The sequence below is a fragment of the Gallaecimonas zhanjiangensis genome (assembly GCF_057624825.1).
In genome coordinates, this window is the sequence record NZ_CM172603.1 from 3,139,002 (window position 1) to 3,165,781 (window position 26,780).

At 58.0% G+C, this 26,780-nt stretch carries 19 protein-coding genes and 4 tRNA genes; 5 read left to right on the forward strand and 18 right to left on the reverse strand.

The features are described from left to right. Window positions 1–6: 6 nt before the first annotated feature. The 8 genes from AC22G1_RS14910 to ffh all read right to left on the reverse strand — a co-directional run bounded on the left by AC22G1_RS14910 (window position 7) and on the right by ffh (window position 13,627). A complete protein-coding gene (locus tag AC22G1_RS14910) occupies window positions 7–6,663 on the reverse strand; it encodes a M36 family metallopeptidase (protein WP_487314075.1) in 6,657 nt (2,218 codons plus the stop codon). 116 nt (window positions 6,664–6,779) lie between these two features. Next, window positions 6,780–9,500, reverse strand: coding sequence for a protein kinase domain-containing protein (locus AC22G1_RS14915; RefSeq protein ID WP_487314076.1), 2,721 nt, complete (start codon window positions 9,498–9,500; stop codon window positions 6,780–6,782). Beyond that, window positions 9,493–10,029 carry an ECF-type sigma factor gene (locus AC22G1_RS14920; RefSeq protein ID WP_487314077.1) on the reverse strand — a complete coding sequence of 179 codons (537 nt, stop codon included), beginning with the start codon at window positions 10,027–10,029 and terminating at the stop codon, window positions 9,493–9,495. Before AC22G1_RS14920 ends, AC22G1_RS14915 begins: the two co-directional genes overlap by 8 nt. 145 nt (window positions 10,030–10,174) lie before the next feature. Next, window positions 10,175–10,528, reverse strand: a complete 354-nt coding sequence (rplS, locus tag AC22G1_RS14925) for a 50S ribosomal protein L19 (protein ID WP_050658305.1) — start codon at window positions 10,526–10,528, stop codon at window positions 10,175–10,177. A 30-nt stretch (window positions 10,529–10,558) separates the two neighbouring features. Further along, entirely contained in the window at window positions 10,559–11,305 is a 747-nt protein-coding gene (gene trmD, locus AC22G1_RS14930) for a tRNA (guanosine(37)-N1)-methyltransferase TrmD (protein WP_487314078.1), read from the reverse strand. Further along, a complete protein-coding gene (rimM, locus tag AC22G1_RS14935; RefSeq protein WP_050658303.1) occupies window positions 11,305–11,823 on the reverse strand; it encodes a ribosome maturation factor RimM in 519 nt (172 codons plus the stop codon). The genes trmD and rimM overlap by 1 nt, the downstream gene beginning before the upstream one ends. A 36-nt stretch (window positions 11,824–11,859) precedes the next feature. Further along, on the reverse strand, window positions 11,860–12,102 hold the full coding sequence (rpsP, locus tag AC22G1_RS14940) for a 30S ribosomal protein S16 (RefSeq protein WP_050658512.1): 243 nt from the start codon (window positions 12,100–12,102) through the stop codon (window positions 11,860–11,862). 157 nt (window positions 12,103–12,259) lie between these two features. After that, window positions 12,260–13,627, reverse strand: coding sequence for a signal recognition particle protein (ffh, locus tag AC22G1_RS14945; protein ID WP_487314079.1), 1,368 nt, complete (start codon window positions 13,625–13,627; stop codon window positions 12,260–12,262). Between the two features lie 134 nt (window positions 13,628–13,761). Here ffh and AC22G1_RS14950 point away from each other — a divergent pair, with 134 nt between their 5' ends. Next, the gene (locus tag AC22G1_RS14950) at window positions 13,762–14,562 is read left to right on the forward strand and encodes a cytochrome C assembly family protein (RefSeq protein WP_487314080.1); all 801 of its coding nucleotides are present in this window, start codon (window positions 13,762–13,764) and stop codon (window positions 14,560–14,562) included. Between the two features lie 60 nt (window positions 14,563–14,622). Continuing rightward, on the forward strand, window positions 14,623–15,891 hold the full coding sequence (locus AC22G1_RS14955; RefSeq protein WP_487314081.1) for an HlyC/CorC family transporter: 1,269 nt from the start codon (window positions 14,623–14,625) through the stop codon (window positions 15,889–15,891). Between the two features lie 35 nt (window positions 15,892–15,926). Here AC22G1_RS14955 and AC22G1_RS14960 read toward each other — a convergent pair whose 3' ends face one another. Further along, window positions 15,927–16,526 (reverse strand): transglycosylase SLT domain-containing protein, encoded by a 600-nt coding sequence (locus tag AC22G1_RS14960; RefSeq protein ID WP_487314082.1) that lies wholly within the window; start codon window positions 16,524–16,526, stop codon window positions 15,927–15,929. A 472-nt stretch (window positions 16,527–16,998) separates the two neighbouring features. Between AC22G1_RS14960 and AC22G1_RS14965 the strand changes: the two genes are divergently transcribed. Beyond that, a complete protein-coding gene (locus tag AC22G1_RS14965; RefSeq protein WP_487314083.1) occupies window positions 16,999–18,123 on the forward strand; it encodes a trans-sulfuration enzyme family protein in 1,125 nt (374 codons plus the stop codon). Window positions 18,124–18,152: 29 nt separating this feature from the next. On the opposite strand, the gene gshA is transcribed toward AC22G1_RS14965, so the two are convergent. Next, the gene (gene gshA, locus AC22G1_RS14970; protein ID WP_487314084.1) at window positions 18,153–19,724 is read right to left on the reverse strand and encodes a glutamate--cysteine ligase; all 1,572 of its coding nucleotides are present in this window, start codon (window positions 19,722–19,724) and stop codon (window positions 18,153–18,155) included. A gap of 251 nt (window positions 19,725–19,975) precedes the next feature. On the opposite strand from gshA, the gene AC22G1_RS14975 reads away from it, so the two are divergent. Then, a complete protein-coding gene (locus tag AC22G1_RS14975) occupies window positions 19,976–21,217 on the forward strand; it encodes a dicarboxylate/amino acid:cation symporter (protein ID WP_417357346.1) in 1,242 nt (413 codons plus the stop codon). A 65-nt stretch (window positions 21,218–21,282) separates the two neighbouring features. Next, window positions 21,283–21,456 (forward strand): hypothetical protein, encoded by a 174-nt coding sequence (locus AC22G1_RS14980; protein WP_487314085.1) that lies wholly within the window; start codon window positions 21,283–21,285, stop codon window positions 21,454–21,456. Window positions 21,457–21,607: 151 nt separating this feature from the next. Here the strand turns inward: AC22G1_RS14980 and AC22G1_RS14985 are convergent. The 8 genes from AC22G1_RS14985 to AC22G1_RS15020 all read right to left on the reverse strand — a co-directional run bounded on the left by AC22G1_RS14985 (window position 21,608) and on the right by AC22G1_RS15020 (window position 26,775). Further along, window positions 21,608–21,684 (reverse strand) — tRNA-Arg (locus tag AC22G1_RS14985). 25 nt (window positions 21,685–21,709) lie between these two features. Then, a tRNA-Arg gene (locus AC22G1_RS14990) sits at window positions 21,710–21,786 on the reverse strand. Window positions 21,787–21,842: 56 nt separating this feature from the next. Further along, window positions 21,843–21,919, reverse strand: a tRNA-Arg gene (locus tag AC22G1_RS14995). A gap of 16 nt (window positions 21,920–21,935) precedes the next feature. Continuing rightward, a tRNA-Ser gene (locus AC22G1_RS15000) sits at window positions 21,936–22,026 on the reverse strand. Between the two features lie 155 nt (window positions 22,027–22,181). After that, window positions 22,182–22,376, reverse strand: coding sequence for a carbon storage regulator CsrA (gene csrA, locus AC22G1_RS15005; RefSeq protein WP_487314086.1), 195 nt, complete (start codon window positions 22,374–22,376; stop codon window positions 22,182–22,184). A gap of 118 nt (window positions 22,377–22,494) precedes the next feature. After that, on the reverse strand, window positions 22,495–23,697 hold the full coding sequence (locus tag AC22G1_RS15010; RefSeq protein WP_487314087.1) for an aspartate kinase: 1,203 nt from the start codon (window positions 23,695–23,697) through the stop codon (window positions 22,495–22,497). Next, window positions 23,698–26,322, reverse strand: a complete 2,625-nt coding sequence (alaS, locus tag AC22G1_RS15015; protein ID WP_487314088.1) for an alanine--tRNA ligase — start codon at window positions 26,320–26,322, stop codon at window positions 23,698–23,700. Window positions 26,323–26,343: 21 nt separating this feature from the next. Beyond that, entirely contained in the window at window positions 26,344–26,775 is a 432-nt protein-coding gene (locus AC22G1_RS15020) for a regulatory protein RecX (RefSeq protein WP_417357341.1), read from the reverse strand. Window positions 26,776–26,780: the final 5 nt, after the last annotated feature.

A 26,780-nucleotide genomic window follows, 5' to 3' on the forward strand; every position in this document is an offset into this window, starting at 1 on the left:
AATGGTTTAGCGGCGGCGCCGAAGGGCCAGCAGCAGCAGGGTTAAAAACCCGGCGCTGCCGCCACCGCCCGAGCCTGCCGGGGGAGCCGGTTGGGGCTCTGGTGTACCGGCCAGGGTCACGGTCACAGTGCTGGCCTCGCCAAGGGCCACGTTGGTGCCGGTGGCGAGCGGCGCCTGCAGGGCAACCTGGAAGTCGCGATTGCCCTCAACCGCCATCACCTCCACCTCGATAAGCTTGGTGGCGGTATCCCCCGGCGCCCATTGCAAGGTGCCACTGGCGGCCTGGTAATCACGGCCGGCAACAGCGCTGCCATCGACCGTGCTCCAGGGCAGGCTGATGGTACCGGCCGTATTGCCAGCGCGGCTCACCGCCAGGGTCACGGTACCGGGCTGGGTGGCATCCACCTGGGTTTGGGCGCTGACAAAGGCCAGTTGGTCGTTCTCTGGTTCACCGTCACCGATTTTCACCAGGTACAGATCGCCAGCAGTATTGCCACTGCCGCCAAAGGTATCTTGATAGGCGTCTTTTAACGGCACACTGCTGCCAGCCGAGACATTACCGGCCACCACCACATCGCCCTCTGGGGTCAGGCCGATAGCGGTGTTACTGGTGAGGTCGTTAACCTCGCTGCCAAAGCGGGTTGACCACAATATGGCTGGCACCGAGGGGTTGGCGTTATCCACCGCCCCAATACGCATGGCAAAAATATCCTGGCTGGTCACGCGGGCAGTGAGGCCCGGAGGCGGGTTAACCACCGGGAAATTAGCCGGGGCCGTGGTACCTGCCAACAGCACTTCGCCATCGGCCGTCACATGGATATTGCCCAGTACCTCCCCGATAGCCATGCCACCATCGTCTACCTTAGATCCACCGTAGGTAGTGGCGTAAACCAATTGGCCATCCGGGGTAAATTTGGCGAGGAACACGTCACCAACCGAATCGATGTTGGTTTTATCGCTGTTAAGGAACGGAAACTCGATATAGGAGTTGGTATGACCGGCCAGATAGATATTGCCATCGTCATCGACCCCTACCCCTTTGGTGTATTCGTTGTTGTTACCCCCAAAATAGGTGCTGAATTTTACCTCGCTGCCATCGGCGCTCAACTTCACCAAATAGGCGTCTCTGGGGGTGGAGTAGGAGGACACATTTTCACCAGCGGTGTAGAGATCCAGCGCCGGCTGATAAGCGTTAACCATGGTGATATCCCGCGAGCGGGTGGTACCGGCCAGGATAATGCTGCCATCCTTGGCCAGGGCTATGCGATCAATCTCGTCGCTGTAACTCCCGCCAAGATAGGTTGAGAACACAAGCGACTGCCCATCGGCAGCAAAACGGGTAACAAAGCCGGTATTCACTTTTGGCGACGGTGATGCCAAGGGATTCACCAGAGGAAGATCAGGCGCTTCGGTAAAGCCCACTATGGTTGCCTGCTGCTGGTCATTCACTACTAGATCCAGCCCGTCGGTAATACCGTCGTAGCTGGGGCTGCCCAAGAAGGTGGAATACAACAGCTCGCTGCCATCACTGCTGACCTTGCTAAGAAAACTGTTACAGTTGTAGCTCTCTGCATTGCCCATATAGGGCTGCACCATTGGGTAATCGGTAGAGCAGGTCCAGCCGGTAACGTAGGCATTGCCGTCTTTGTCTACCGCGATGGCACGCAGGTAGTCGTCATAGGTACCGCCAATGTAGGTGGTGTAGATAAGCCGCTGGCCATCGCCGCTAAAGCGGGAGATAAAACCCTCGTTGCTGCCCTCAACCCCGCCGTGCTCGGGGTAAACGCTGCCGTCGGTGCCCAGGCCCAGGGAGTTGGTCCAGCCTGCCACCAGGATGTCACCGTTGGGAGCAATAGCCATGTCTCCCAGGTTTTCGGCGCCTTCACCGCCATAAAAGCTGGCGTATTTGAGCACCGGGTCAATCACCAACTGCCGGGCAGGGTCGTATTCCCCTACCCCAAAACCCACAACCCAGTTTTCGCCCTGGCGGCGCAGCTGATAGTGGCTGGCAACCGGTTGGCGCTCGCCGCCTTGCATTTGGTAGGTCACCGGCGCCTCTAGGCGCACGGTTTTACCGGCCACGCTCAGCAGCAAATCGCCTTTCTGGTCGATACGGGCGTCATCCAGGCCCTGGTAGCTCAGCTGAATGTTGCGCGGGTCAGCCCCAGGCGCCACCACGAAGTCGTATTCCAGCAGTTGCTGCTTACCGTAATAGACAAGGTCGATGCCGGCATACACGTCCGCAAAGCGGACTTTTTGATAGCTCGGCACGTTGTGGCGCCACGTTTTGGCGTCATTGCCTATCAGGTAGTTGTGGGTGCCGCCAAGCAGCCCTTCCCCTTGGGCTTTTCCGGTCATGGATGCGCCCAGCAGATTGGCCTGAATGTGGCTGGGGCTGTGACTTTGCGGGTCCATCATCAACAGCTTGGCTGCACCTTGATTAAGGGTTAATCGGTACCCCTGGCCTTTGGCCACAAAACCCTGGCTGGCGTCTTGCTCAAAGCTGAGCGGCAACTCGGCCAGCCGCTGCGCCTGGCCAGCGGCTTGCACCGGCAGCGCCAGGGAAGCCAGCAGGCCAGAGCCCAAGGCCAGTAATTTCTTTTTACTGCGCCCACGCAGCAACAGCGGCAGCAGCAACAAGGGCGAGAAGGCGCCGCCACCGCCAGATGAGCTGGGCTCAGAAGGTTCTGCCATGCTCAGTGCTTTCATGTTCACCACCACGTCCGAAGAGATGCTTTGCTGACCGTCGCTGACCGTCACTTCAAAGGTCAGTTGCTGGGTTTTATTGTCAGGGGTAAAGGTCACCGTTGCTGCACCCGGGTCGCTCAAGGTCACCGCGTCGCCGCCGGTTTGCAGCCATTGGTAAGTAAGGGTGTCGTTGTCAGCGTCGATGGCGGTCACCGCCAGAGTCACCGGTAGCGGCTGGCCGGCGTAGGTCAGGGCGTTGGCGGTAACGGGCTCAGGCACCGAAGTAAAGTGCGGTGGACGGTTTTCCACGACGCCGTCTTCGGCCAATACAGCAGTAAAGGGAGGTTCAACTATCCCATCAAAGAAGATGTTATCAATCAACCAGCCAGTGGTACTGCCAACAGAGTCAGTTGCAATACGGAATCGAAAACGTACGTTGTCACCAGCCAGAGCGGTGCCGAAACTTAGCTGAGTAGGATTGAGCTCGGTAGTTTCTGGTGAACCAACATCATGAAAAACATATGCTGGGCGCATATTGGCAGCGTCCTCATCCCCATTAAAGGCATATGCCCGGCCGTTGTAACTGGACCCTTGAGTAAACTCGCCACCAGCATCCACCACGTCTTGCCAATCACCACCGTTGATGCTGATCTCCACAACCCCACCATCCCAGCCGATAGGGACTAGCACACCGTCTATCCTGTCATAGCTTCTTGCCTCGAAAGAAAACCACTGCGACCAGTTAAAGGTGAAATCTCCACTACCTACTGTTACCTCGGGCGTGACGAGGCTTGAGTCGATCGGCGCACTGGGAGCTTGTCCCCACCAAGCAGAGCCGGTGGAATAATACTCACTCCAATCAGCAGGGCTCCAGCCGTAGGAAGGATCTGCACTTGCAGCAAAAATCCCTCCGTCTATGGTCGTTGACCAGTCAGTTGCAAGTGCCGCAATTTGATTCAGCTCCTCAAGCTCCCGTTGATGAGGTGCTACGTCGTAATTGACATAAAAAGCACCCTCCAACGTATCAGGAATAAAAACGGCCTCTTCATCAGGACTGACATCATCAAAGATCACCGACAACGAAACGCGTTTAATAGGCTCATCGTCATCCAACGTGATCATCATTGAGCCTGTTACCTTCTGGCCTTTGGCGACAGGGGCAAAAACGATTTGATTACCATCAGGGAAACTGAAGTCGGCATTTGATTCGATATGCGCATTGATAGGTACGGTGATATCGCTAGTGCCCTTGTTGGTCAGGGTGATGGTCAACAGCGCCGTCTCACCTTGGTCCAGGATACCGTCGTTATCAATCCAGCCCAGATGGCCGTCCTCAAAGTTGAAATCAACGATGGCGCTGTCTACTGCTAGCGAACCGGCAAAGGCGTCGAAGTTCTCCTTCACACCACTCATATCAACGCTGTCCCGACTTGGCACCACCGCGCCAACCCCCATGCCGCGTTTAGCAAAGGCTTTGGCCATTAACCGAAAGTCCTTTTCGTCGGTGGCTAGGGCGGCGGCCAACAAGGCATCGCGGGCCTCAAGGAAGGTGGGCATAACCGGCGTTAGCTTAAGCCCGGCGATGATGTAGTCCTGCATCCGGGCGCGGGCACTGGCAAAGTCATAACGCGGGTCGTTCAAGAGAGCGGCATAGACCTCCCACAGAGCGCTGGCCCACACCTCACCAAGGTTATGCACCTCGGGGTTGTTGCCCCCATCACGGCCACCGTTAACCGGAATATTGAGCGGCAAGCTGGCGTTGACTTCGATATAGCGCAGGGTCAACGGGTTGATGTTCAAATCGGTTGAGTAGGGATAGCGGCGAATACCAAAGTAGGGGTTTTCCAGCACATAACCGCCGATACTGTAGGCGCCCTGATACTGCTCGTTGCCGGGCAGCAATTGGTCTTCTGGCCGCACTTCCATCAGCAGCGCGGCAAAATCGGACCAACCTTCCCCCATGCCTCGGCCCTGTTGGTTGCCAAGGCCGTTGCCATCACCAATCAGCCGGTTGGAGATGTGGTGAAAATACTCGTGGGCGATGATGCCATTATCCATGGTGCCGTCGTGAGGCAGGGCCAGCTCGCGTTTCATGTGCAAGGTGATGGCCTCGCCGTGCTCCATTCGGTAGCGAAGGCGGGCGCCATCAGTGACACTGACTGACATGGCGGGAATGGTCAGGGTTTCATCGACCCCTGACATGTTGATGATGCTGTCGTCGCCGTTCATCACCAGCACCCCAAGGGCACCGGCCGCCTGGGCATTGGCTACCTTAACGGTAAAATCGCAGCTGCCACGGTGGATAAGGGCGATATGCCCCTGGATTTCCTCGGGGTTGTCCGGCGCCCGGCAGGCGTTGTCCTGGCTGCCGTTGAGATAATTGGCCAGGGGCGCTTGCAGATCAAAACTCTGTGGCCCGAAGCTCGCGGTACCAAAGCTGTAGCTGTCGCCAGCACTGGTGGTGACACTGCCAATGGCGCGGGCCGAGAACAGGTACATCTGCATCCGCGGGCTGATGCCGTCTGGCGGGGTGTACATGTTGGCGTTGTCGGTAGAGCTGGCATCCTGGCCCTCGGAGAGCAGCGGGTCGCCCTCTATGCCGCCGCGCCCGTAGTTACTTTGCTGGGCGTTGCCGGCTTCTTCGTTAAAGCCATGGTCGTACCAAAAGTCATGCAGCCAGTTGTTGATGTAGAAGAGGTTAACAATGGCGGCGTTGCGGGCTTCGGTGGTGGTGGGGTCGCCGTCCACTTGCTGGGCATAGTGAAAGCTGTTGGCGCCGTTGGTCTGGGCACGAAAATCGGCGGAGTTGGGGGTAAAACCGTCGTTGGGGCCGTCACTGCCGTCTGCATTGAGCACGCCGTCCAGATCCAGGTAGGCATCGGTGTTGTTGCCTGTGGTTTCAGTGGCGCCGCTGGCCAGCCAAGGGTCGCCGGTGGAGATGGGGCCGTGCTCAAGGCTGATGTCGTTCATCACCCCAGGGGTTCGGTCAAAGGGCGCCGACGGCATACTGGTGAAAGGCACTTTGTCGTTGCCGAGCGGGCCATCATAGGGGCCGTTTTCATCGCCATAGACGTAGTAATTGAATTTCTCAAAGGCCACTAGGTTATTGCGGGCCAGCACCTTGCCACTGGCAGCATCAATCACATAGCCATAACCGCTTTGGGTGGCGCCATCGGCGCTTTCACCGGAGGCGACCACCTGATAGGCAAGCACCAGGCTGCCATCGGCCAGGGGATACCAGATCTGACGTACGTACTGCTTGGCAGCTGGACGGGTGTCGTCAGTCAGCTCACCGGCAAACGCAAATTGCTGAAAACGGGCATTACCGCTGCCCTCGGTCAAACTAGCGGGGTCCAGCTCAAGGCCCTGATCCTGCCAGGCTTTTAGCAGTGCCTCTTTGGCACTGAGGGTGGCCGCGGTTTTACTGGTGGCCGCAGACTGCGGGGCAAAATAGCCCGACGCCGCTACCGGTTTGCTGTTTTTATCCAGCAGCACCGCCACCTGGCGGCCGTAAACTTCGATACCATTGAGTTGCTGGCGATAGCGCAGCACCGTCATCCCGTTGCCGTTTGCAACTGGGCTGTCGATAAGCTTTGCCTGGGTGATGCTGGTGCGGTCCAGGCTCATCTTGCCAACTTGATGCAGCAAAAAGTCTCGCGCTTTGCTGTCTGCCGCCGTGGCCGGGTCAAGGGGGGTCATCTTGGCGGCGCTACTGGTTTGGGCTTTGGCAAACACCAGGGTGGCGGCGCCAAGAGCTTTATCGATTTGCCCCTGGTAGCCCTGCACCTTGGGCAAGGTAGCGACTAGCTGCTCACTTTGCAGACGATGGTGCATGGACTGCGTGGAGGAGCTGTCCTGCTGCTGTTTCTCGGTAGCGGTCAGGAAGCTATCAAAGTTGCTGTTGTTATTGGGGGTTGCCGCATGGCAGGCGGTGCTAAACAGCACTGCCTGGGCAACCAGGCTCAGTTTGCGCATGGTTATTCCCTGTTTCACAGGCGGTAACGAAAACCGCCTTCTACAGGGACAAACGCGAACGCCGTGAAAAAACCTTCACTTAATTTTCATAGAAACAACATTTTCGTGACCAAGATCTAACCTTCGGCGCGATTTCCCTTTTCCTGCAAGGCCAGGGTATGGCGCAGCTGGTGCATAAAGGGCAAGCGATCATCACTGGCATCTAGCCCCTGCAGCACCGCCATGGCGCCATCGAGCAGCCCCAATGCCTCACGGGCCGGCGCCGCTCCGGGCTGCGCCGCCAGGCTTTTGATAAGCAGCCAGGCGCGTTCGGCCCACACCTTATGGCTGCGGGCATAACGCATTTCCGTTAGCTCAAGGGCGCGGCGCTGATATTGCGCGGCCTCAACGTAACGACCGGCCACCACCATGGTTTGCCCAAGGGCATCGAGCACCAGGCAGTTATGGTAAGCATCGCGGCCTTCCAAAGCGGTTATGGCGGCCAGAGCGCCGGTTTGCAGCTCGATGGCTTTGTCCACTTTCCCCAGCACGGCTAACGCCCTGCCCCACTCGGAGGCAGCCAGCGGCACCGAGAAACTGTGCGGACCTAAGGTATCCCTTTTAAGCTCATAGGCCCGGCGATAATAAAACTCCGCTTTTTCATCCTGTTCCATCTGAAAGTAGAGCTCGGCTCGCTCGGTGAGCAGCCGGCGCATCACATCGTCAGCGTTGCCAGGCACGCGCCGCTCAGCCTCGGCGTAGAAGGTCTCGGCAGTGTCAAACTGGCCCTGGCGCTGATAAACATTGCCTTTGTCCAGCAGCAGCGACGCCACCTCCCGGCTCAGCACCGGCACTTGCGGTGATAACAGGGCCAATGCGGTATCGAAGCTTTGCAAAGCATCCTCAAAATGCCCGGCACTCGCCTGCAACTTGCCAAGGAAAGACAGCGGCTTCCACTGGGCAATAGCGTCTTTGCCCAGCACCTGGCGGTAGCGGCTGATGGCATCAAGGAGCGCCGCCTTGGCGGTGTCCACATGGCGGGCACGCAGCAGCATTTCGCCGCGCTGGGCCTGTACTTCGGCCACCAGGGTGGAGCTGGTATCGCCGCTGGCCAGGGCGTCTTGATAGGCTTGGTTGATCAGTTGCAGGCTGCTGTCTTTGACTCCTTCACGCTGAGCCAAAAAGCTGGCGAGCCGCGCCTTGACCCTTGCCGCATCGGCGCCATGACTGGCGCCCAAGCCGGTCAAAATGGCAAGGGCTTCGTTCAGATCGCCCTCGGCGTCCAGGCGGCGGTCTCTGGCAAAGTGCACGGCGGCCAATCGGTATAAAGTCAGCGCCACTTCCAGGCTTTGGTTGCCAAAGCGCAGCCGCTGCTCGGTCAGGGCGCGCTCAAGTACCTGCTGGCTTGCCTCAAAATCCCCCAGGCTAAATTGGATCTCGCCAAGGTCGCCATAAAGCTCGGCGCGCAGCGCCGGTTGGTTGTCGAACTCGTTTTGCAGCCTTGCTACGGCCCGCTGCACCAGTTGCTGGGGGCTGCGCTGCTCCGGCTGCATGCGGCTCAAGGGGTCCATTTCACTGAACACCGACACCAAAAAGTCTTTTACCTGCTCGGCGCGTTCGCGTTGCACATTGGCCACATTTGCCGCCAGATGGGCCTGATGAGCCTGCCAGGCCACGGCGCCGGTGCCTGTTACCACCACCGAGACCAACAGCGCACTTACCCCTACGGCGAGCCGATTGCGGCGCAAAAACTTGCTGGCTCTTAACCAGGCTCCAGGGGCTTTGGCCATGATGGGCTGGTGCTGAAGGTGGCGCTGAATGTCTTCACTCATGGCCACCACCGAGGGGTAACGCTCCGTCGGCTCAACGGCGATGGCTTTGGCCACGATGTTATCGAGATCCCCAGCAAGGCGCCGGCCAAGCCCTAAGGGCTCGACGCGCTGGCTCATCAGCGGAAAAGCACTGCATTCCTGAGGCAGCGCATCAAAAGGCAGGCGCCCCGCCAGCAGGCGGTAGCTCAGCATTCCCAAGGCGTAGACATCGGTGAGAGTGGTGATATTGCCTTCACGGCGCTGCTCGGGAGCGGCATATTCAGGGGTGAAGACCCGCTGCCCGGATTGGGTCAGCTCGGCTTGCTTACCCGGGTCAACCAGCTTGGCGATGCCAAAATCCAGCAGCTTTACCGAGCCATCCAGGGTAACCAGGATATTGGAGGGTTTGAGATCCCGGTGCACCACTAGGTGGGCATGGGCAAAGGACAAGGCCTGCACCACCTGTTGCAGCAGGGCCAGGCGAGCGTTGATGTCCAGGTCGCGCGCCTCACACCATTGGTCAAGCGGCTCACCGGCAACATGTTCAAGCACCAGATACAGCTGGCCCTGCGCCGTGGCGCCAGCGTCAAGTAATCTGGCGATATGCGGGTGCGCCAGCTTGGCGAGGATCGCCGCTTCTTGCAAAAAACGCTCTTTGATAACGGGGCTGTGCAGGTGACCGTGCAGGATCTTCAGCGCCACCTGGCCCTGATAGAGGCCGTCGGCCCTTGCGGCCAACCACACTTCCCCCATGCCGCCGCTGCCAAGCTGGCGCTCAAGGCGATAATTGCCAAGCACCGTACCAGCCCGGTGGCCGGCCATGTTCAGGCCGCTGCGCTCCAGCCAGTCAGAAAAGGGGCTGTCGAGAAACCGCGCTTCCTGCAGCTGGGTTGCCACCCCCAGTAAAACGCCCATCTGGGTACGAATGGTATCGTCACTGCAGGGCCAACTTGCCAGGGCTTGCTGACGCTCGGCTTCAGGCAGTTCGATAAGCTGCGCATAACCTTCAAGGGCTTCGGCCCATTGGGCGGAATTCAGCTCAGCCATGGAGTTTTTGGTACAGAAAAGCCCGCGCCTTCTCCCAGCTGCGCCAAACGGTAACGTTGGACGCCCCCAGATGCTCGGCGATTTCATCGAGGGAAAAACCGCCGAAAAAGCGCATCTCCACCACTTGATGGGCACGGCTGTCGATATCGGCCAGCTGCGCCAGGGCGCGGTCCAGGGCTTCAACATCCCAGTCTTGGCTTTGCAGGGGATTGAGTTCGGTAACCAAGGTCAGAGCCCGCTTGCCGCTGCCGCGCTTGAGCGCGCCTTTTTCTCGCAGGTAATCCATCAAAACCGAGCGCATCACCGTGGCGCTGTAGGCAAGAAAGCTGCCTTTGCTGTCCACCGGCAACTCGCCACAGCGCTCCATGCGCAGGTAGGTTTCGTGTACCAGAGAGGAGACGTCAATCAGGGTAAGGGAAGAAGTGGCCGCCAGTTTCTGCCTGGCTAATTGGTTCAGCTCACCGTAGTGGGCAGCAAAACGTTGCGCGGCACCCGGCTCGGCCAGCATCGTGGCGCTGTTGTGTTCCATAACCCCTCCCTTGCAGCGAAGCAGTCAGGATTATGAAAAAAAAACCAAATGGCAACATAAGAGATACATCTAGGCGTCTATATGGGTAGACGCTCACAAAAAAGCCCCGCCAGGTGGCGGGGCTTTCAGCTTTATACAGCGACCATTACTTGGTGGTCAGCTTCTCGCGGATACGTGCGGCCTTACCGGTACGGCTGCGCAGGTAGTACAGCTTGGCACGACGGACGTCACCACGACGCTTGACCTCGATCTTAGCGACCAGAGGACTGTGGGTCTGGAATACGCGCTCAACGCCTTCGCCGTTAGAGATCTTACGAACGGTGAAAGCAGAGTGCAGACCGCGGTTACGGATAGCAATAACCACGCCTTCAAAGGCCTGCAGACGCTCTTTATCGCCTTCTTTAACACGGACGGAAACAACCAAGGTATCGCCCGGTGCAAAAGCGGGGACGTCCTGTTTCAGCTGCTCGTCTTCAAGTTGCTTGATGATGTTGCTCATAATTTCAAGTTCCCTAGGTGTAACTGAGACTTAACAGTGATCCGCTTGTTCGCGGATAAATTCAGCAAGAAGTTTTTCCTGCTCGTCAGTCAGAGCTAGGTTGTCCAGCAGATCCGAACGCCGCTGCCAGGTCCGCCCCAGTGACGCTTTCAAGCGCCAGCGGCGGATGGCTTCGTGGTCACCGCTCAAAAGCACATCAGGTACCTGTTGCCCGTCAAGGACTTCCGGTCGCGTGTAGTGGGGGCAATCAAGTAGCCCCGTCGCGAAGGAGTCTTCCTCGGCGGACTGTTCATGACCCAGTACCCCCGGCACCAGCCGGGCAACCGCATCAATCAGTACCATGGCGGGGAGTTCCCCACCCGAGAGGACGTAATCACCGATGGACCATTCTTCGTCCACCAGGGATTCAATCACCCGCTCGTCTATGCCTTCGTAGCGGCCACACACCAGGACCAGGTTTTTGGCCTGGACCAGGCTTCGGACGCCGTGTTGGTCAAGCTTTCGCCCCTGGGGGGAAAGATAGACCACCTTAGCCTGTTCGCCCGCTGCGCTTTTGGCGGCAGCAATGGCGGCTTGCAGCGGTTCGACCTTCATCAGCATGCCGGGGCCGCCGCCATAAGGCCGGTCGTCCACGGTGCGATGCTTGTCGGAGGTAAAATCACGAGGATTAATACACTCCAGCTGCAATAAACCTTTGTCGATGGCTTTTCCCATCACACCATGGTCGGTCAATGCCCGAAACATGTCAGGGAAAAGGGTCACTATCGCCAGCTTCATCAGAAGCTGGGATCCCAGTCCACTTCGATGACACCGGTATCGGTGTCGACCTTTTTAATGAACTGATCCATGACGAAGGGGATCAATCGTTCACGTTGACCAAAGCTGTCGCGGCTGTTGGCTTTCACCACCAGCACGTCGTTGGAGCCGGTCTCCATCAGGTGGTCTACCTGGCCAAGGTCGTAACCCTGGAGGTTTACCACGCGGAGCCCTTCCAGGTCGCGCCAGTAGAAGTCACCCTCAGCAAGCTCCGGCAGCTGCTCGGCGGGGACAGCGATGTCCAGGCCGTTCAGAAGCTCAGCGCCATTGCGATCGGTAATTTGGTCCAAGAGCACAACGAGGCCCTTGTTGTGGCGTCGCCATTTGACGATGCCGGTTTCCTGCCAGGTCCCATCACGGCCCAAGAGCCAGGGTTGGTAGGAAAAAATGTTTTCCGGGTCATCGGTGAAGGAATTCACTTTTACCCAACCTCGGATGCCGTAAGGCGCGCCGAGCTTGCCAACAGTGATCTTTTCCATGAAAAGCCCTTACCTCTACCGAAAAACTTAAGGCTATTAAGCCTTGTTGCTCTTAACCAGTTGAGCAACGCGATCGGTCATGGAAGCACCCTGGGAAACCCAGTGAGTGATGCGATCCACGTCCAGACGCAGTTTCTCTTCCTGGCCACGGGCTACAGGGTTGAAGAAGCCAACGCGCTCGATGAAACGCCCGTCGCGGGAGTAACGGCTGTCAGCAACGACAACTTGATAGAACGGACGCTTTTTAGCGCCGCCACGTGCCAAACGAATGGTAACCATACCGTCCTCTTGGTTGATACAAGTGAATGGCGGGCCCACGAGGGGACCCATGCTGTAAAGCCCGGCAATTTTACTCAGATTGCTCGCTTTTGCAAGAAAAGGCGGTGAAGGGGGCAAAGAAACAAAAAAGGTGGCCCAGGCCACCTTTTTTTACGGCTTAGAATTTGGGCATGCCGCCAGGCGGCATCATGCCTTTCATGGAGCGCATCATCTTCATCATGCCGCCCTTGCCGGACATCTTTTTCATCATTTTCTGCATCTGGGTGAATTGCTTCAAAAGCTTATTCACTTCATGCACTTCCACACCGGCGCCAGCGGCGATGCGGCGCTTGCGCGCGCCTTTGATGATGTCGGGAGTACGGCGCTCACCCGGGGTCATGGAGCTGATGATGGCGCCCAGGCGCTTGGTCATCTTGTCGTCCATCTGGCCTTTGATCTGCTCGGAGATCTGGCCCATGCCCGGCAGCTTGGTGAGCATGCCCATCATGCCGCCCATGTTGTTCATCTGCTCGAGCTGCTCACGAAAGTCTTCGAGATCAAAGCCTTTGCCCTTTTTGACCTTTTCAGCCAGTTTGGCGGCTTTGTCCCTATCAACGTTGCGTTCGACTTCTTCGATCAGCGACAACACGTCGCCCATGCCGAGGATGCGCGAGGCTACCCGGTCAGGGTGGAAAGGCTCGAGGGCGTCAGATTTCTCACCCATCCCCAGGAATTTAATGGGCTTGCCGGTGATGGTGCGGATGGACAGCGCGGCGCCGCCACGGGCGTCACCGTCGACCTTGGTAAGGATGACGCCGGTGAGCGGCAAGGCTTCGTGGAAGGCCTTGGCGGTGTTGGCTGCGTCCTGGCCGGTCATGGCGTCAACCACAAACAGGGTTTCCACCGGGTTGACCGCTTTATGCAGGCGCTGGATCTCGCCCATCATCTCGGTGTCGATGTGCAAACGGCCGGCGGTATCGAGCAGCAGCACGTCGTAAAAGCCTTTCTTGGCCGCGTCGATGGCGCCTTTGGCGATGGCAACCGGGTCTTGGGAGATATCGGAAGGGTGGAAGGTCACCCCCACTTCACTGGCCAGGGTTTCGAGCTGCTTGATAGCGGCCGGACGGTAAACGTCGGCACTGACCACCATCACCTTCTTCTTGTGGCGCTCTTTTAAGAAGCGAGCCAGCTTGCCGACCGAGGTAGTTTTACCGGCACCTTGCAGGCCGGCCATCAGCACCACCGCCGGCGGCTGGGCGGCCAGGTTGAGGGCCTCGTTGGCCTCGCCCATGGCGGCTTCAAGCTCGCTTTGCACAATTTTGATAAAGACCTGGCCCGGGGTCAGGGATTTGGTGACCTCGGCCCCCAGGGCCCGTTCCTTGACCTTGGCCACGAAGTCGCGCACCACCGGCAGGGCCACGTCGGCCTCCAGCAGCGCCATGCGCACTTCGCGCAGGGTATCCTTGATGTTGTCTTCGGTCAGGCGGCCGCGGCCACTGATGTTTTTCAGGGTGCGTGTAAGCCTGTCGGAAAGATTCTCAAACATCGATGCTTTATCCCAGGATGCGTAACTGCCTGGCAGTATACCCCAAACACCGGGCCAGTCCGAAACACCGCTATTCACTTTTACAAAAGCCGTCCCGTAGAATGGCCCTTCATAAAAAGGAAGCGTTCCAGGCCATGTTGACCTCTATATTCTCCCTGCTTGCCGCTGTGCTCTACGCCCTGTCTGCCATTTTGGCCGCCAGCCGCCTGTTCGCACATGCAGGCCCCAACCGCGTGCATACGGTGTCTTTGGGCTTTGCCGCCGCCGGTGCTCACCTGGCCAGTTTGATGATCCTCATCACCACCGGCGACGGTGAAAACCTCGGGGTGGTGAACGTGGCGTCCATGTCCAGTTGGGTGGTGGTAATGCTGATGACCTCGGCGGCAATGCGCCTGCCGGTGTTGCAGCTGATGCCCATTGTCCACGGTTTTGCGTCTTTGGTGGTGCTGGCCGCCTGGCTGGTGCCGGTAAAATGGATGCTGCACCTGCGCACCGAGCCGGAAGTGGTGGTGCATATCACCCTTAGCCTGATTGCTTACGCCATCATGGTGATCGCCGCGTTGTACGCCCTGGAGATGGCTTTTATCCGCCGCCAGCTCAAGTCGCGCCGCCTCTCTGCCCTGCCCGCCTTCTTGCCGCCGCTGATGACGGTGGAGCGCCAGCTGTTCCAACTGATGCTGGTGGGTTTGATTGTGCTGAGCTTGGCCCTGGGCTCCGGTTTTGTGTTCCTTGGTGCCATGTTCGCCAAGGCCACCGCCCACAAAACGGTACTGTCGCTGATGGCCTGGGTGGTGTATGCCAGCGCTCTTTATGCCCATTATCGCCATGGTTGGCGGGGTAAAGGCGCGGTGTGGGCCTGCCTTGCAGGGGCGTTTTTACTGACATTGGCCTACTTTGGCAGCCGATTTGTCCAGGAAGTGATACTGCGGTCTTGATCACAGCCCCCCCTTCGCGTAGTAAAATGGGTGTTCCTGTATTTTTAAAGGACACCCCTTTTGGACGACATATCGACGGGTACCTTAGTTATTACCCTCGTGGTACTCATCCTGCTTTCGGCGTTTTTCTCCAGCTCTGAAACCGGCATGATGTCGCTTAACCGTTATCGGTTACGGCATCTCACCAAGGAAGGCCAACGCAGTGCCCAACGTGCCAGCGAATTGCTGGAACGCCCCGACCGCCTGATCGGCCTCATTCTTATCGGTAACAACCTGGTCAACATCGGTGCCTCGGCTATTGCCACCATCCTTGGCGAACGCCTGATGGGTGGCCTGGGGATCTTGCTGGCCACCATCGTTTTGACCCTGGCGGTGTTGTTGTTTGCCGAGGTCACCCCCAAGACCCTGGCCGCCCTCTACCCCGAGAAAGTGGCATTTCCGGCGTCCATCGTCCTCAAGGTATTGCTGAAAGTGTTCTACCCCCTGGTGTGGGTAGTAAACGGTATTTCCAATGGCCTGTTGGCTGTGCTGCGCATCCGCCCCAGCACTGGCGGCGGCGATAGCCTCTCAAGCGAAGAGCTGCGCACCGTGGTGGCCGAAGCCGGCGCCATGATCCCAAGGCGCCACCGCGACATGCTGGTGTCCATCCTCGACCTTGAGAAGGTGCAGGTCGAAGACGTAATGACCACCCGCTCCGACATCAAAGGCATCGACATCAACGACGACTGGAGCACCATCGTCAAGCAGCTGACCCACGCCCAGCACACCCGGGTGCTGCTGTACCGAGACAACATCGACGATGCCGTGGGCTTTGTCCATGCCCGCGACGCCCTGCGGTTGCTGTCGAAAAACCAGTTCACCAAGTCGGCGCTGCTGCGGGCGGTGCGGGAGATTTACTTCATCCCCGAAGGCACGCCCCTTAACGTGCAGCTCTTGAAGTTCCAGCGCAACAAGGAACGCATTGGCCTGGTGGTGGACGAATACGGCGATATTCAGGGCTTGGTGACGCTAGAAGACATCCTTGAGGAGATCGTCGGCGACTTCACCACCGATCAGGCGCCATCTGCTCATGAGGAGATAGTGCCTCAGCCCGATGGTTCCTATCTGGTGGAAGGGGGCATTTCTCTTCGCGAGCTGAACAAGGAAATGAACTGGGATTTCCCCACCGACGGCCCCAAAACCCTCAATGGCCTGATCCTCGAGCATTTAGAGGAGATCCCCGAGGCCAATATCTCCATCCGTCTGGCGGGCTACCCGCTGGAGATCATGGATGTGAAGGACAACATGGTCAAAACGGCGCGCATCCTGCCGCAGTTCAAAAGAGACTGACCAAAAGGCCGCATCCGCGGCCTTTTTTCTGCTCCTTAGAACCAATCCCAGAAGCCTTTTTTCAAATCATCTTTACAGCCCCAGTATTGCTTAGAGAAGGTTTTGGCGCGGCTTTCCACCTTGCGGGCCACCTGTTTGAGCCAGGGCTTTTTGTTGTAGCTCTTGCGGTTATAACCGCCCCAGCCTTCGTGGTAGGCAAGATACTGGCCGTAGGCGTCCCATTTGGAGACCCCGGTGAGCTTACGGGTTTTGTCGATAAACCAGCCCATGAAATCCAGGGCATCGTCAAAATCGTCGCGGTCGGCGCCCCAGTTGCCGGTCTCGCGCATGTAATCTTGCCAAGTGTCTTCCTTGGCCTGGGCATAACCATAGGCGCTGGAGACCCGGCCCCAGGGGATAAAACCCAGCAGGTAATCGCGAGGCGGCAAGGCGTCGTGGCGAAAGCTCGACTCCTGATACAGCATGGCGAACGGGATGTGGGGCGGTACCCCCCATTTTTTTTGTACGTCCATGGCGGCGTCGTACCAGTCGTCCTTTTCCCTGAAGATGGAGCACAGGTTATCGGGGTGCTTAGGGGGCGCCGTGGCGCAACCTGCAAGAATAAGTACCGGCAACAGCCATAGAAATTTCTTCATTAACAACGTCTTCCAATAAATTCGCAAAAAAGTTGCCAGAGCTGGCGAACTTTCTCAAGGCAAGTGCCTCTAAATTACCGCAAGCAGCAAACATTTCATGTCATATCCCTGGATGGAGGCCTTTATGGCCTCCCTTTTTTTGCCTGGCATTTAGCTGAATAAGCAGCAACAGGCTACCGGAACTTTCCCGGCCAGATGCAATCAGATGAAGTGAAAGCAGCAAACTTTCTTTTCATGACATCTTTCCCTGTAAGGAGGCCACTGGCCTCCTCTTTTTTTGCCCGCGATTTGTGCCTGAGACATAACTGAACGGGCGGCAATAGCAGCCCGGAACTTTATTGGCTGCCGGTACTCAGATGTAGTGAAAGCAGCAAACTTTCTTTTTCATGACATCTTTCCTGTTAGGAGGCCACTGGCCTCCTCTTTTTTTATCGGTATGCTGTTAGCACCCTAACGCAAGACCGAGGCCAGGATGCGCAAGAAAACAGCCCTTATTCATGGTCACCACCATGATGATGCCATGGGCTCCATCAGTCCCCCTATCTACCAGAGCAGCTCCTTTACCCATATCGGTAACGACAGCGAGTTCAGGTACAGCCGTGGCGGCAACCCGACCCGCCAGAACCTCGAAGACCTCATCGCCCATCTGGAGGGCGGCCAGCGCGGTTTTGCCTTCGCCACCGGCATGGCAGCCATTACCACTGTGCTGATGATGCTCAAAAGCGGCGATGAACTGGTGATCTGTGCCGATCTGTACGGCGGTACCTTCAGGGTCATTGAGCAGGTGCTCAGCCAAATGAACGTGGCCATTCGTTTTGTCGACGCCAGCGACAGCGCCGCGGTCAAAGCAGCAGTAACAGCGCAGACCAAAATGCTCTATATCGAGACGCCGTCCAACCCGCTGCTAAAAGTTACCGACATCGCCGCCATGGCTGAGATAGCCAAAGCCCACGATATTCCCCTGGTGGCAGACAACACCTTTGCTACCCCCTATTGGCAAAACCCCCTGGCCCATGGCGCCGATATCGTTATTCACAGCGCCACCAAGTACCTGGGCGGCCATTCCGATCTGATGGCAGGGTTGGTGGTCACCCGCGACGATATCTACGGTAAGCGCATCAAGCGCCTGCAAAACACCATAGGCGCCATCCTCGGCCCTCAGGACAGCTTCCTGCTGATCCGCGGCATGCGCACCCTTGGGCTGCGTATGGAGGCCATTGAGGCCAACACCCGGGTGCTGGCCGACTGGCTCAAGGACCACCCGGCGGTCAAAAAGATGTACTACCCGGGCTTTGCCGACGCCGCCAGCAAAGCGGTGCACGACAAGCAAAGCGACGGCTACGGTGGCGTGATTACCATTGAGCTTGAGAGCCAGCAAAAGGCCGAGGAATTGGCCCGGCGCTGCCGCTACTTCGTGCTGGCCGACAGCCTCGGCGCCGTGGAGAGCATGATCAATATCTCCGCCCAGATGAGCCACGGCTCCTTTCCGGTAAAAGAGCGCTTGGCCCTTGGCATTAGCGATAGCCTGGTGCGCTTGTCGGTGGGTATCGAAGACGTGGAAGACTTAAAAGAAGACCTGGCCCAGGCCCTGGCATAAAAAAGCCCCGCAGTTGCGGGGCTTTTTTATCAGGCGACGCCGGCTTTGGCGTTATGGAAGTAATCGGCTAGGAACTCATCGAAGGGCACCTCGTCCTTGGCCTCAAGCTGCACCTGGGCAGCGAGGGACCTTGCCGCTTCTTGCTCGAAGAAGACCTCGCTCCAACGCTGATAGGGGCTCGCCAGCAAAGTGCTGCGGTGCGCGTCGGCAAGCGCCACCCCAAGGCGGCCATCAGTGCTGCTGTTCATGGCTGCCAGCAGCCTTGCCGAGGGCGTCAGGGACGAGTCGCTTATCTTACGGCGCTGCACGTTCAGGCTGTCTTGATAGGCGCGGCCGCCTTGCTGGGCATCGAGGCCTTCGGCAATGCGCTGCCAAACCGGCATCAGCTCGGCAAACCAGTCGGCCATAGCCAGGGGCTGCCCTTTGCGCTTGAGCATCAAACCGGGTTTGCGCCCTTCCAGTACCGTGGCTTGGAAGTTGGCGAGGTTCTCGCTCCACTGAGTGTTATCCAAATGCTCGGCATCCAGTAGCAGGCAGGCCAGCAGGAAGATATCCATAAAGCGCACGGTGTCGCTATCAACCCCGGTGGGGCTGAACGGGTCGACATCCAGGGCCCGCACTTCGATGTACTGTACGCCGCCACGGGCCAGGGCCTCGGAGGGCTTTTCACCGCTCTCGCTCACCCGTTTGGGGCGGATGGGTGCATAAAGCTCGTTCTCGATTTGCAGCAGGTTGGCGTTGAGCTGGCGATACTGGCCGTCAACCTTCACGCCGATTTTGGCAAACTCGTCGCTGGGGGTGGCAATAACGGCACGTAAATCACGGATATAACCATCGATGCTGTTGTGGTCGATACGAAGCCCAGCTTGGGCCGAACTGGTATAGCCCAGGTCTGACAAACGCAGCGAGGTGGCATAAGGCAGATAGAGGCTGCCGGTCGCGCTTTTTTCAAACGGCAGATGGTGCTCACGCCCGCCAAGGAAGGAGTTACACAGCGCCGGCGAGGCGCCAAAAAGGTAAGGCAGCACCCAAACCAACTGGCGGTAATTGCGCAGCAGCCCCATGTAAGCGTCGGACTGGCTGCCCTGCTGCCAGTGAGCCCAAAAGTCCTCCGGCAGGGAGAAGTTGTAGTGCACACCGGCAATGAGCTGCATGACCGGCCCGTAGCGGTTCTTCAGGCCTTCGCGGTAAACCCGCTTCATACGGCCGATATTGGAGCTGCCGTAGTTGGCCAGGGGAATGGCGTCAGGTTCACTGATATAGCACGGCATGGACAGCGGCCAGAGCCGCTCTTGCCCCAGGTGCTTGAGGGTAAAAACGTGGATGTCGTTCAGCGACGCCATCAACTGCTCGACCGAGTCGGTGACCGGGGTGATGAACTCCAGCAGGTTTTCGGCAAAGTCGGTGGTGATAAATTCGTTGGTCAGGGCAGAGCCCAGCGCCTGGGGATGGGCAGAAACGGCCATGTCACCTTGGGCAGTGATCCGCAACGCTTCCCGCTCTACACCGCGCTTGGGGGTAAACAACAGGGGCAATGCATTCTGGGCCGCCAGATCGTCAAGACGGCGTTGCAACTGATTGAGCAAAGAAAACCTTCCCATTTGTGCCGGGCTTGCAACAATCTAAGGCCCAGATTGAAAACAAGGCAACTCCCGGCTGGCTGTTACCAAGTGGCTAAGCGTAATCTGTGACACCCCCCGGATGCAAAATCTTTGCGAGGGCGATCACGTAAAATCGGTCTTTTTGAGAAAAGGGTTCTTAGCTTAGAACGTAAGCGAATTGTCCTCTATCCCCTGATTTTCCTACTATTCCTCCTTTGCCTATGTTCGGGCATAACAAAGGGTGGAACAAAATGTTTGCGCTATGGAACCGAATTCCCCTCTGGCAAAAGGTACTGGCAGGCTTTGCGCTGGGGGTACTGGCCGGGGTTGTGCTGGGCGAGAAGGCCGATTACCTCAAACCCTTGGGTGACGCCTTTATCCGGCTGATTAAAATGCTGGTGGTGCCATTAGTGCTATTTGCCATCATCAGCTCGGTCACCGCCATGGGCGGCGGCGACAACCTTAAACGCCTGGGCCTGAAAACCATCGGGCTGTTTTTGCTCACCGCCCTTATCGCCTCCCTGCTGGGCATGGCCATCGGCAGCCTCTTTAACTGGGATTTTGGCAAGCAGTTGCTTCCTGGCAACTTTACCCCCAAACACATCCCCTCGGTCAGCCAGGTGTTTCTCGACTTCCTGCCTGCCAACCCCATCAAAGCCATGACCGACGGCAACATCCTGCAGCTCATCGTCTTTGCCGCCCTGGTGGGAATCGCCATCAATGTGGTGGGAGAAAAGGCCGAGCCGGTGCGTAAGTTTGCCGTGGCCGGCAGTGAGGTGATGTTTCAGATCACCCGCTTTGTTATTCAACTGACGCCCATCGGCGTCTTTGGGTTGATGGCTTGGGTGGTGGGCGCTTACGGCCTGGCCGCACTGCTGCCGCTGGCCAAATTTGTAGCGGCGATTTACATCGCCTGCCTTATTCATATCTTCGTGGTGTATGGCGGCCTAGTGAAACTGGCCGGCTTTAGCCCGCTGCGGTTTTTCAAGGCGGTGTTTCCGGCGCAGATGGTGGCCTTTACCACCTCGTCGAGCTACGGCACCCTGCCCATGTCCACCAAGGTGGTGACCGAGAACCTCCATGTATCGCCCAAATACAGCAGCTTCGTGCTGCCGCTGGGCGCCACCATCAACATGGACGGCTGCGGCGGTATCTACCCGGCCATCAGCGCCATCTTCATCGCCCACATCTACGGCATTCCCCTGGATTGGACCCAGTACCTGATGATTGCCCTGACCGCCACCCTGGCTTCGGTAGGCACCGCTGGCGTGCCCGGCACCGCCATGGTGATGCTCACCGTTACCCTCAACGCCGTTGGTCTGCCTTTGGAGGGCATCGCCTTTATCGCCGCCATTGACCGGGTGCTGGATATGATGCGCACCGCCACCAATGTCACCGGTGACATGATGGTGGCGCTAGTAGTGGGCAAGAGCGAGCAGCAGGTGGACATGAGCCGGACCCAGGCGCTGCCACAAAACGCCCAAAGCGCCTAAACTGGTGCTATAGGCCAACAAGGGCGGTAAGCTTTTGGCTTACCGCCCTTTTTTATCAGTGCATTATGAGCCGACTCTTTCTTGTTCCACTGCTGCTGTGCATCGTTTGGTATCTGGTGATGCGCTACTTCCACATTCCTTTTGCCAAGGGCCGCATCGGCTTTTACTGGATAATCGCCATCAGCGCCCTGCTGATAGGCTTTATGACCCTGATGGTGTTTATCACCCCACACGGCTAAGTAAAGCCAAGCACAAGGCGCTGGCAGCCCTTAGCAGCTAAGACAGCTTATAGCCGCTCAGAGCGCTATAGAGAACCATTGAGATGGGTTAAGAAAAGACGCTGGGTCTGAAATGCAAAAAACCCGCTCGGTGAGCGGGTTTTTCTTAATATGGCGCGACCAGGAGGACTCGAACCTCCAACCGCCTGGTTCGTAGCCAGGTACTCTATCCAGTTGAGCTATGGTCGCAAATTTTGGTTGTTTTTTATCTGAATGGCGCGACCAGGAGGACTCGAACCTCCAACCGCCTGGTTCGTAGCCAGGTACTCTATCCAGTTGAGCTATGGTCGCAGTCTTCAGACAAAAAACGCTTACCAAGGGTAAGCGCTATTCAACACATTTCAAGATGGCGCGACCAGGAGGACTCGAACCTCCAACCGCCTGGTTCGTAGCCAGGTACTCTATCCAGTTGAGCTATGGTCGCATCTTGAAAGCGTCGATGGCGGTGAGGGGGGGATTCGAACCCCCGATGGGCTTTTGACCCATACTCCCTTAGCAGGGGAGCGCCTTCAGCCTCTCGGCCACCTCACCTCGACGGATGCGAATACTACCGGAACGACTTGGCAAGTCAAACACTTTTTCCGGACATCCGGGTTGGTTGCGCAGCCTTTAAACAAAGCGGATAGAAAAACGGCAACCTTGTTGAAAAGGTTGCCGTTAACAGGAATCGACAGCGAAGAAAGCGATCAATAATTACCGTTCGTGTCTTCGGGATCCTTTTCTGCCTGGATACGCTGATAAATCTCTTCACGGTGAACAGACACTTCTTTAGGTGCGTTCACACCAATGCGTACCTGATTACCTTTAACACCCAGTACAGTCACGGTGACTTCGTCACCAATCATCAGAGTTTCGCCAACACGGCGAGTCAGAATCAACATCGCTTTGCTCCTTGCAATGAAAGCCGCTCAAATTGCTTCATTCGTAGCTTAGTATAAAGCCAACCCCTTGAACCTCAAGAAAATTGGCCGAACATTCACCTGCAGGTCATTAACCGGACTACGCGCCGATCAGGGTGTGGTGCAAAATTCTCACTGCTTGCGCCATATCCTGCTGCGCCAGAACCAAGGTTAGGCGCCTGGCCGAGGTAAGGAAATGCCGTGCCTCTATCTGTTTATCAGATAACGCCCCACAGGCGATAGTGGCGATATCGGACCTGATGCCAACATCATTACCGATAACAGACACCTTGGCCACTTCCTGGCGATGTAAAACATCGATAGCCCCCATCGCTGCCGCACTGGCCTGCAACATGGGGAGGGCCTGGCCAAAGTCGCCCAAGGGTACAGTAAAAACCAAGCCATTACTCGCATCATCAGCGCCACTGAGCATATCCACATCGATACCGGCATCGATAAGCGGTTCCAGCAGGGGCCGCACCTGCTGGCCATCGGGTGCCAGCCCTTTGACTGTTACCAGCACCGACTGCAAGCAGCAGGCAATGCCGCTAATGCCCTGGGGCGCCGCCTCGTCAAAGGTCATCAGGGTGCCGGCGCTGTGTTCGGCAAAGCTCGATAGCACCCTGAGTTTGACCTTGTGGCGCCCGGCGTGCTCAACCGAGCGCACCTCAAGCACCTTGGCGCCTAGGGCCGCCATGGCCTGCATCGACTCGAAATCGATGTACTCAAGGCGCCGCGCCTTGGGTTCGAGCCGTGGGTCTGTGGTGTAGATACCGTCCACGTCAGTAAAAATTTGGCACTCCTCGGCCTTGAGCGCCGCCGCCAGGGCCACGGCCGTGGTATCGGAGCCGCCACGGCCCAGGGTGGTAATAGCGTTGTCGGGGCCTCGGCCTTGGAAGCCAGCCACAATCACTACTTGGCCACGGGCCAGCGCCTGGTTGATTACAGTGGTGTCGATACGCTCGATGCGGGCTTTGCCGTGACGGTGGTCGGTATGGATACGGACCTGGTCGCCGGTCAGGGAAACAGCAGGCTGGCCGCGGGCCTTGAGGGCCATGGCCAAAAGAGCAATGGTGGTCTGCTCGCCGGTGGCCAGCAGTACATCTAATTCGCGCCGGTCTGGCTCAGGCGACAACGCCTGAGCCATGGCGATAAGGCGGTTGGTTTCACCGCTCATGGCTGAGACCACAACCACCAGGTCGTGGCCCTGTCGACGGCTCTTGATGATGCGTTCAGCAACGGCTTCGATGCGCACCAAGGAGCCGACCGAGGTGCCACCGAACTTCTGAACCAACAAGGCCATTTAGAGCCGTGCCTGTACCCAGTCCTTAACCGAGGCCAGGGCGCCCTTGAGGGCGGCAACATCGCTACCGCCGGCCTGGGCCATGTCAGGGCGGCCACCGCCCTTACCGCCCACCTGGGCCGCTACCATGCCGATAAGCTCGCCAGCCTTAACCTTGCCAGTCAGGCCTTTGGAGACACCGGCGATGAGGCTCACCTTATCGTCGCCAGGTACACCAAGTACCACCACCGACTCACCACTTAGCTTGTCTTTGAGCTTGTCGACCAGCTCGCGCAGGGATTTGGGGTCGGCGCCAGGCAGCTCGGCAACCAGCAGTTTGATACCGCCAAGTTCCTCGGCCTGTTCGGCAAGGGCAGCGCCAGCTTGAGCCGCCAGCTGCGCCTTGGCCTTCTCCAGTTCCTTTTCCAGCTGCTTGGTGCGATCCAGCTGCTGGGCGAAACGCTCGGGCAGGCCAGCAACGTCGGTTTTAAGGCTGGCCGCCAGGCTACCGACCATGTGCTCGCGCCCTTGCAGCCAGGACAGGGCGCCTTCACCGGTCACCGCTTCGATGCGGCGCACACCGGCGGCAATACCGGCTTCGGACACCACTTTAAAGAGGCCAATGTCGCCGGTACGGCTGACATGGGTACCGCCACACAGCTCGGTGGAGAAATCGCCCATCTGCACCACACGCACTTCGTCGTCGTACTTCTCGCCAAAGAGCGCCATGGCGCCAGCGGCCTTGGCCTCGTCGATTTGCATCAGGCGAGTAGTAACGGCGTGGTTGGCACGGATTTCGTTGTTGACCAGGCGCTCAATCTCAACGATCTCAGCGTCCTTGACCCCTTCGAAATGGGAGAAGTCAAAGCGCAGGCGCTCAGGGTCCACCAGCGAGCCTTTTTGGGTGACGTGCTCGCCCAGCACTTTGCGAAGGGCGGCGTGGGCCAAGTGGGTAGCGCTGTGGTTGAGGCGAATAGCGTCGCGGCGGGTTTTATCCACCTCGGCTTTTAGCTTGTCGCCCAAGCTGACGCTACCTTCCAGCACCTTACCGTGGTGCAAAAAGGCATTGGCATTCTTGGTGGTGTTGCTGATGGCAATGCGCACACCGTCGCTGCTTAGCTCGCCGGTGTCGCCCACCTGGCCGCCGGACTCGCCGTAAAAAGGCGTGCGCTCCAGCACCACCAGTACCTGATCGCCGGCCTGGGCCGATTGCACTTCTTCACCCTCTTTGATGAGAGCCACCACCGGGGATACGTCACGGACCCCGTCGTAACCGGAGAACTGGGTCTCACAATCCAGACTCAGGCGGCTGCCGTAGTCAGCGCCAAAGTTGGAAGCCTGCTTGGCGCGCTGGCGCTGGGCTTCCATGGCGGTCTCAAACCCGGCTTCGTCCAGGGTCAAGCCGCGCTCACGGGCCACGTCGTTGGTCAGATCCACCGGGAAGCCGTAGGTGTCATAGAGCTTGAACACCACGTCGCCGGGAATGACGGTACCGTCAATTTCCGCCAGGGCTTCGTCCAGCAGTTTCAGACCGCGCTCCAGGGTTTTACGGAACTGCTCTTCTTCCATCAGCAGCGCTTTTTCGATGATGGCCTGCTTTTCCTTGAGTTCGGGATAGGCATCGCCCATCACCTCGCCAAGGGCCGCCACCAGCTTGTAGAAGAAGGGCTCGCTGGCGCCCAACTGGGCACCGTGACGCACGGCGCGGCGCACGATGCGGCGCAGCACATAACCGCGGCCTTCGTTGGACGGCATAACGCCGTCGGTCACTAGGAAGGAGCAGCTACGGATGTGGTCGGCGATTACCCGCAGTGATTTGTTTTCCAGGTCGGTGGTGCCGATGATGCCAGCCGCCGCCTTGATAAGGTGCTGGAACAGGTCGATTTCGTAGTTGGAATGCACATGCTGCAGGATAGCGCTGATGCGCTCCAGGCCCATGCCGGTATCGACGCTGGGCTTGGGCAGCGGGTCCATGCGGCCATCGCTATGGCGGTTGAACTGCATGAACACGATGTTCCAGATCTCGATGTAACGGTCTCCATCTTCTTCCGGGGTTCCCGGAGGGCCGCCCCAGATGTGCTCGCCGTGATCGTAGAAAATCTCGGTACAAGGGCCGCAGGGGCCGGTGTCGCCCATGGACCAGAAGTTATCAGAGGCGTAAGGCGCGCCTTTGTTGTCACCGATGCGAATAATGCGGTCGGTCGGCACACCGATGTCCTTGGCCCAGATGTCATAGGCCTCGTCATCGGTTTCGTACACTGTGACCCAGAGCTTTTCTTTGGGCAGCTTGACCACGTCGGTCAAAAACTCCCAGGCATACTGGATGGCGCCTTCTTTGAAGTAATCGCCGAAGCTGAAGTTGCCCAGCATTTCAAAGAAGGTGTGGTGACGGGCGGTGTAACCGACGTTTTCCAGGTCGTTGTGCTTACCACCGGCGCGAACGCAGCGCTGGGAGCTGGTGGCTCGGCTGTAGGGACGCTTGTCGGAGCCAAGGAAAACATCCTTGAACTGCACCATGCCGGCATTGGTAAACAGCAAGGTGGGGTCATTGGCCGGGATCAAGGAACTGGAAGGCACGATCTGGTGGCCTTTGTCCTTGAAGAAGTTCAAGAAAGCGTCACGTATATCAGCGCTGGTCATGCTCATGGAAAATCCTGTCGGTTGTCTTCAGGCGCGTTCTACTTTGGCTAAAACGGCGCGGATCTGCTCAGGAGAAAAGCCCCTGCTGGACAGATACCGGGCCCTTTTCGCCCAGTCTTTCGGGCTCGTGATGGCGGCGTCGCGAAATCGCCTATTATAGGCAGCTTGTGCCTGTTCGAACCAGTCGGGCTGATCGTCCGCAAGGACCGCTTTGGCGATGTCATCGGGGATGCCTTTCTGGAACAGTTCGGCCTGGATGCGCTGGGAACCATATCCCTTTTGCAGCAGGCGTCGAACGGCACTTTCGGCATAACGGTAATGATCCAGCAAGCCTTGCGCAAGCAGCTTGTCGATAAGGGGCTGGATTTCAGAAGAAGAAAAGCCCCTGCGGGCCAGTTTATCGGCCAATTCGCGGGGGCTGTGTTCTCTAAGGGCAAGCAGCCGAACGGCTGCTTGCATCAGGT

What these genes read in the sequence shown, in the direction of transcription:
- AC22G1_RS14910 (WP_487314075.1), bottom strand. Translation starts at nt 6,663, where the DNA reads ATGCGCAAACTGAGCCTGGTTGCCCAGGCAGTGCTGTTTAGCACCGCC.
- AC22G1_RS14915 (WP_487314076.1), bottom strand. Translation starts at nt 9,500, where the DNA reads ATGGCTGAGCTGAATTCCGCCCAATGGGCCGAAGCCCTTGAAGGTTAT.
- AC22G1_RS14920 (WP_487314077.1), bottom strand. Translation starts at nt 10,029, where the DNA reads ATGGAACACAACAGCGCCACGATGCTGGCCGAGCCGGGTGCCGCGCAA.
- rplS (WP_050658305.1), bottom strand. Translation starts at nt 10,528, where the DNA reads ATGAGCAACATCATCAAGCAACTTGAAGACGAGCAGCTGAAACAGGAC.
- trmD (WP_487314078.1), bottom strand. Translation starts at nt 11,305, where the DNA reads ATGAAGCTGGCGATAGTGACCCTTTTCCCTGACATGTTTCGGGCATTG.
- rimM (WP_050658303.1), bottom strand. Translation starts at nt 11,823, where the DNA reads ATGGAAAAGATCACTGTTGGCAAGCTCGGCGCGCCTTACGGCATCCGA.
- rpsP (WP_050658512.1), bottom strand. Translation starts at nt 12,102, where the DNA reads ATGGTTACCATTCGTTTGGCACGTGGCGGCGCTAAAAAGCGTCCGTTC.
- ffh (WP_487314079.1), bottom strand. Translation starts at nt 13,627, where the DNA reads ATGTTTGAGAATCTTTCCGACAGGCTTACACGCACCCTGAAAAACATC.
- AC22G1_RS14950 (WP_487314080.1), top strand. Translation starts at nt 13,762, where the DNA reads ATGTTGACCTCTATATTCTCCCTGCTTGCCGCTGTGCTCTACGCCCTG.
- AC22G1_RS14960 (WP_487314082.1), bottom strand. Translation starts at nt 16,526, where the DNA reads ATGAAGAAATTTCTATGGCTGTTGCCGGTACTTATTCTTGCAGGTTGC.
- AC22G1_RS14965 (WP_487314083.1), top strand. Translation starts at nt 16,999, where the DNA reads ATGCGCAAGAAAACAGCCCTTATTCATGGTCACCACCATGATGATGCC.
- gshA (WP_487314084.1), bottom strand. Translation starts at nt 19,724, where the DNA reads ATGGGAAGGTTTTCTTTGCTCAATCAGTTGCAACGCCGTCTTGACGAT.
- AC22G1_RS14975 (WP_417357346.1), top strand. Translation starts at nt 19,976, where the DNA reads ATGTTTGCGCTATGGAACCGAATTCCCCTCTGGCAAAAGGTACTGGCA.
- AC22G1_RS14980 (WP_487314085.1), top strand. Translation starts at nt 21,283, where the DNA reads ATGAGCCGACTCTTTCTTGTTCCACTGCTGCTGTGCATCGTTTGGTAT.
- csrA (WP_487314086.1), bottom strand. Translation starts at nt 22,376, where the DNA reads ATGTTGATTCTGACTCGCCGTGTTGGCGAAACTCTGATGATTGGTGAC.
- AC22G1_RS15010 (WP_487314087.1), bottom strand. Translation starts at nt 23,697, where the DNA reads ATGGCCTTGTTGGTTCAGAAGTTCGGTGGCACCTCGGTCGGCTCCTTG.
- alaS (WP_487314088.1), bottom strand. Translation starts at nt 26,322, where the DNA reads ATGAGCATGACCAGCGCTGATATACGTGACGCTTTCTTGAACTTCTTC.
- AC22G1_RS15020 (WP_417357341.1), bottom strand. Translation starts at nt 26,775, where the DNA reads ATGCAAGCAGCCGTTCGGCTGCTTGCCCTTAGAGAACACAGCCCCCGC.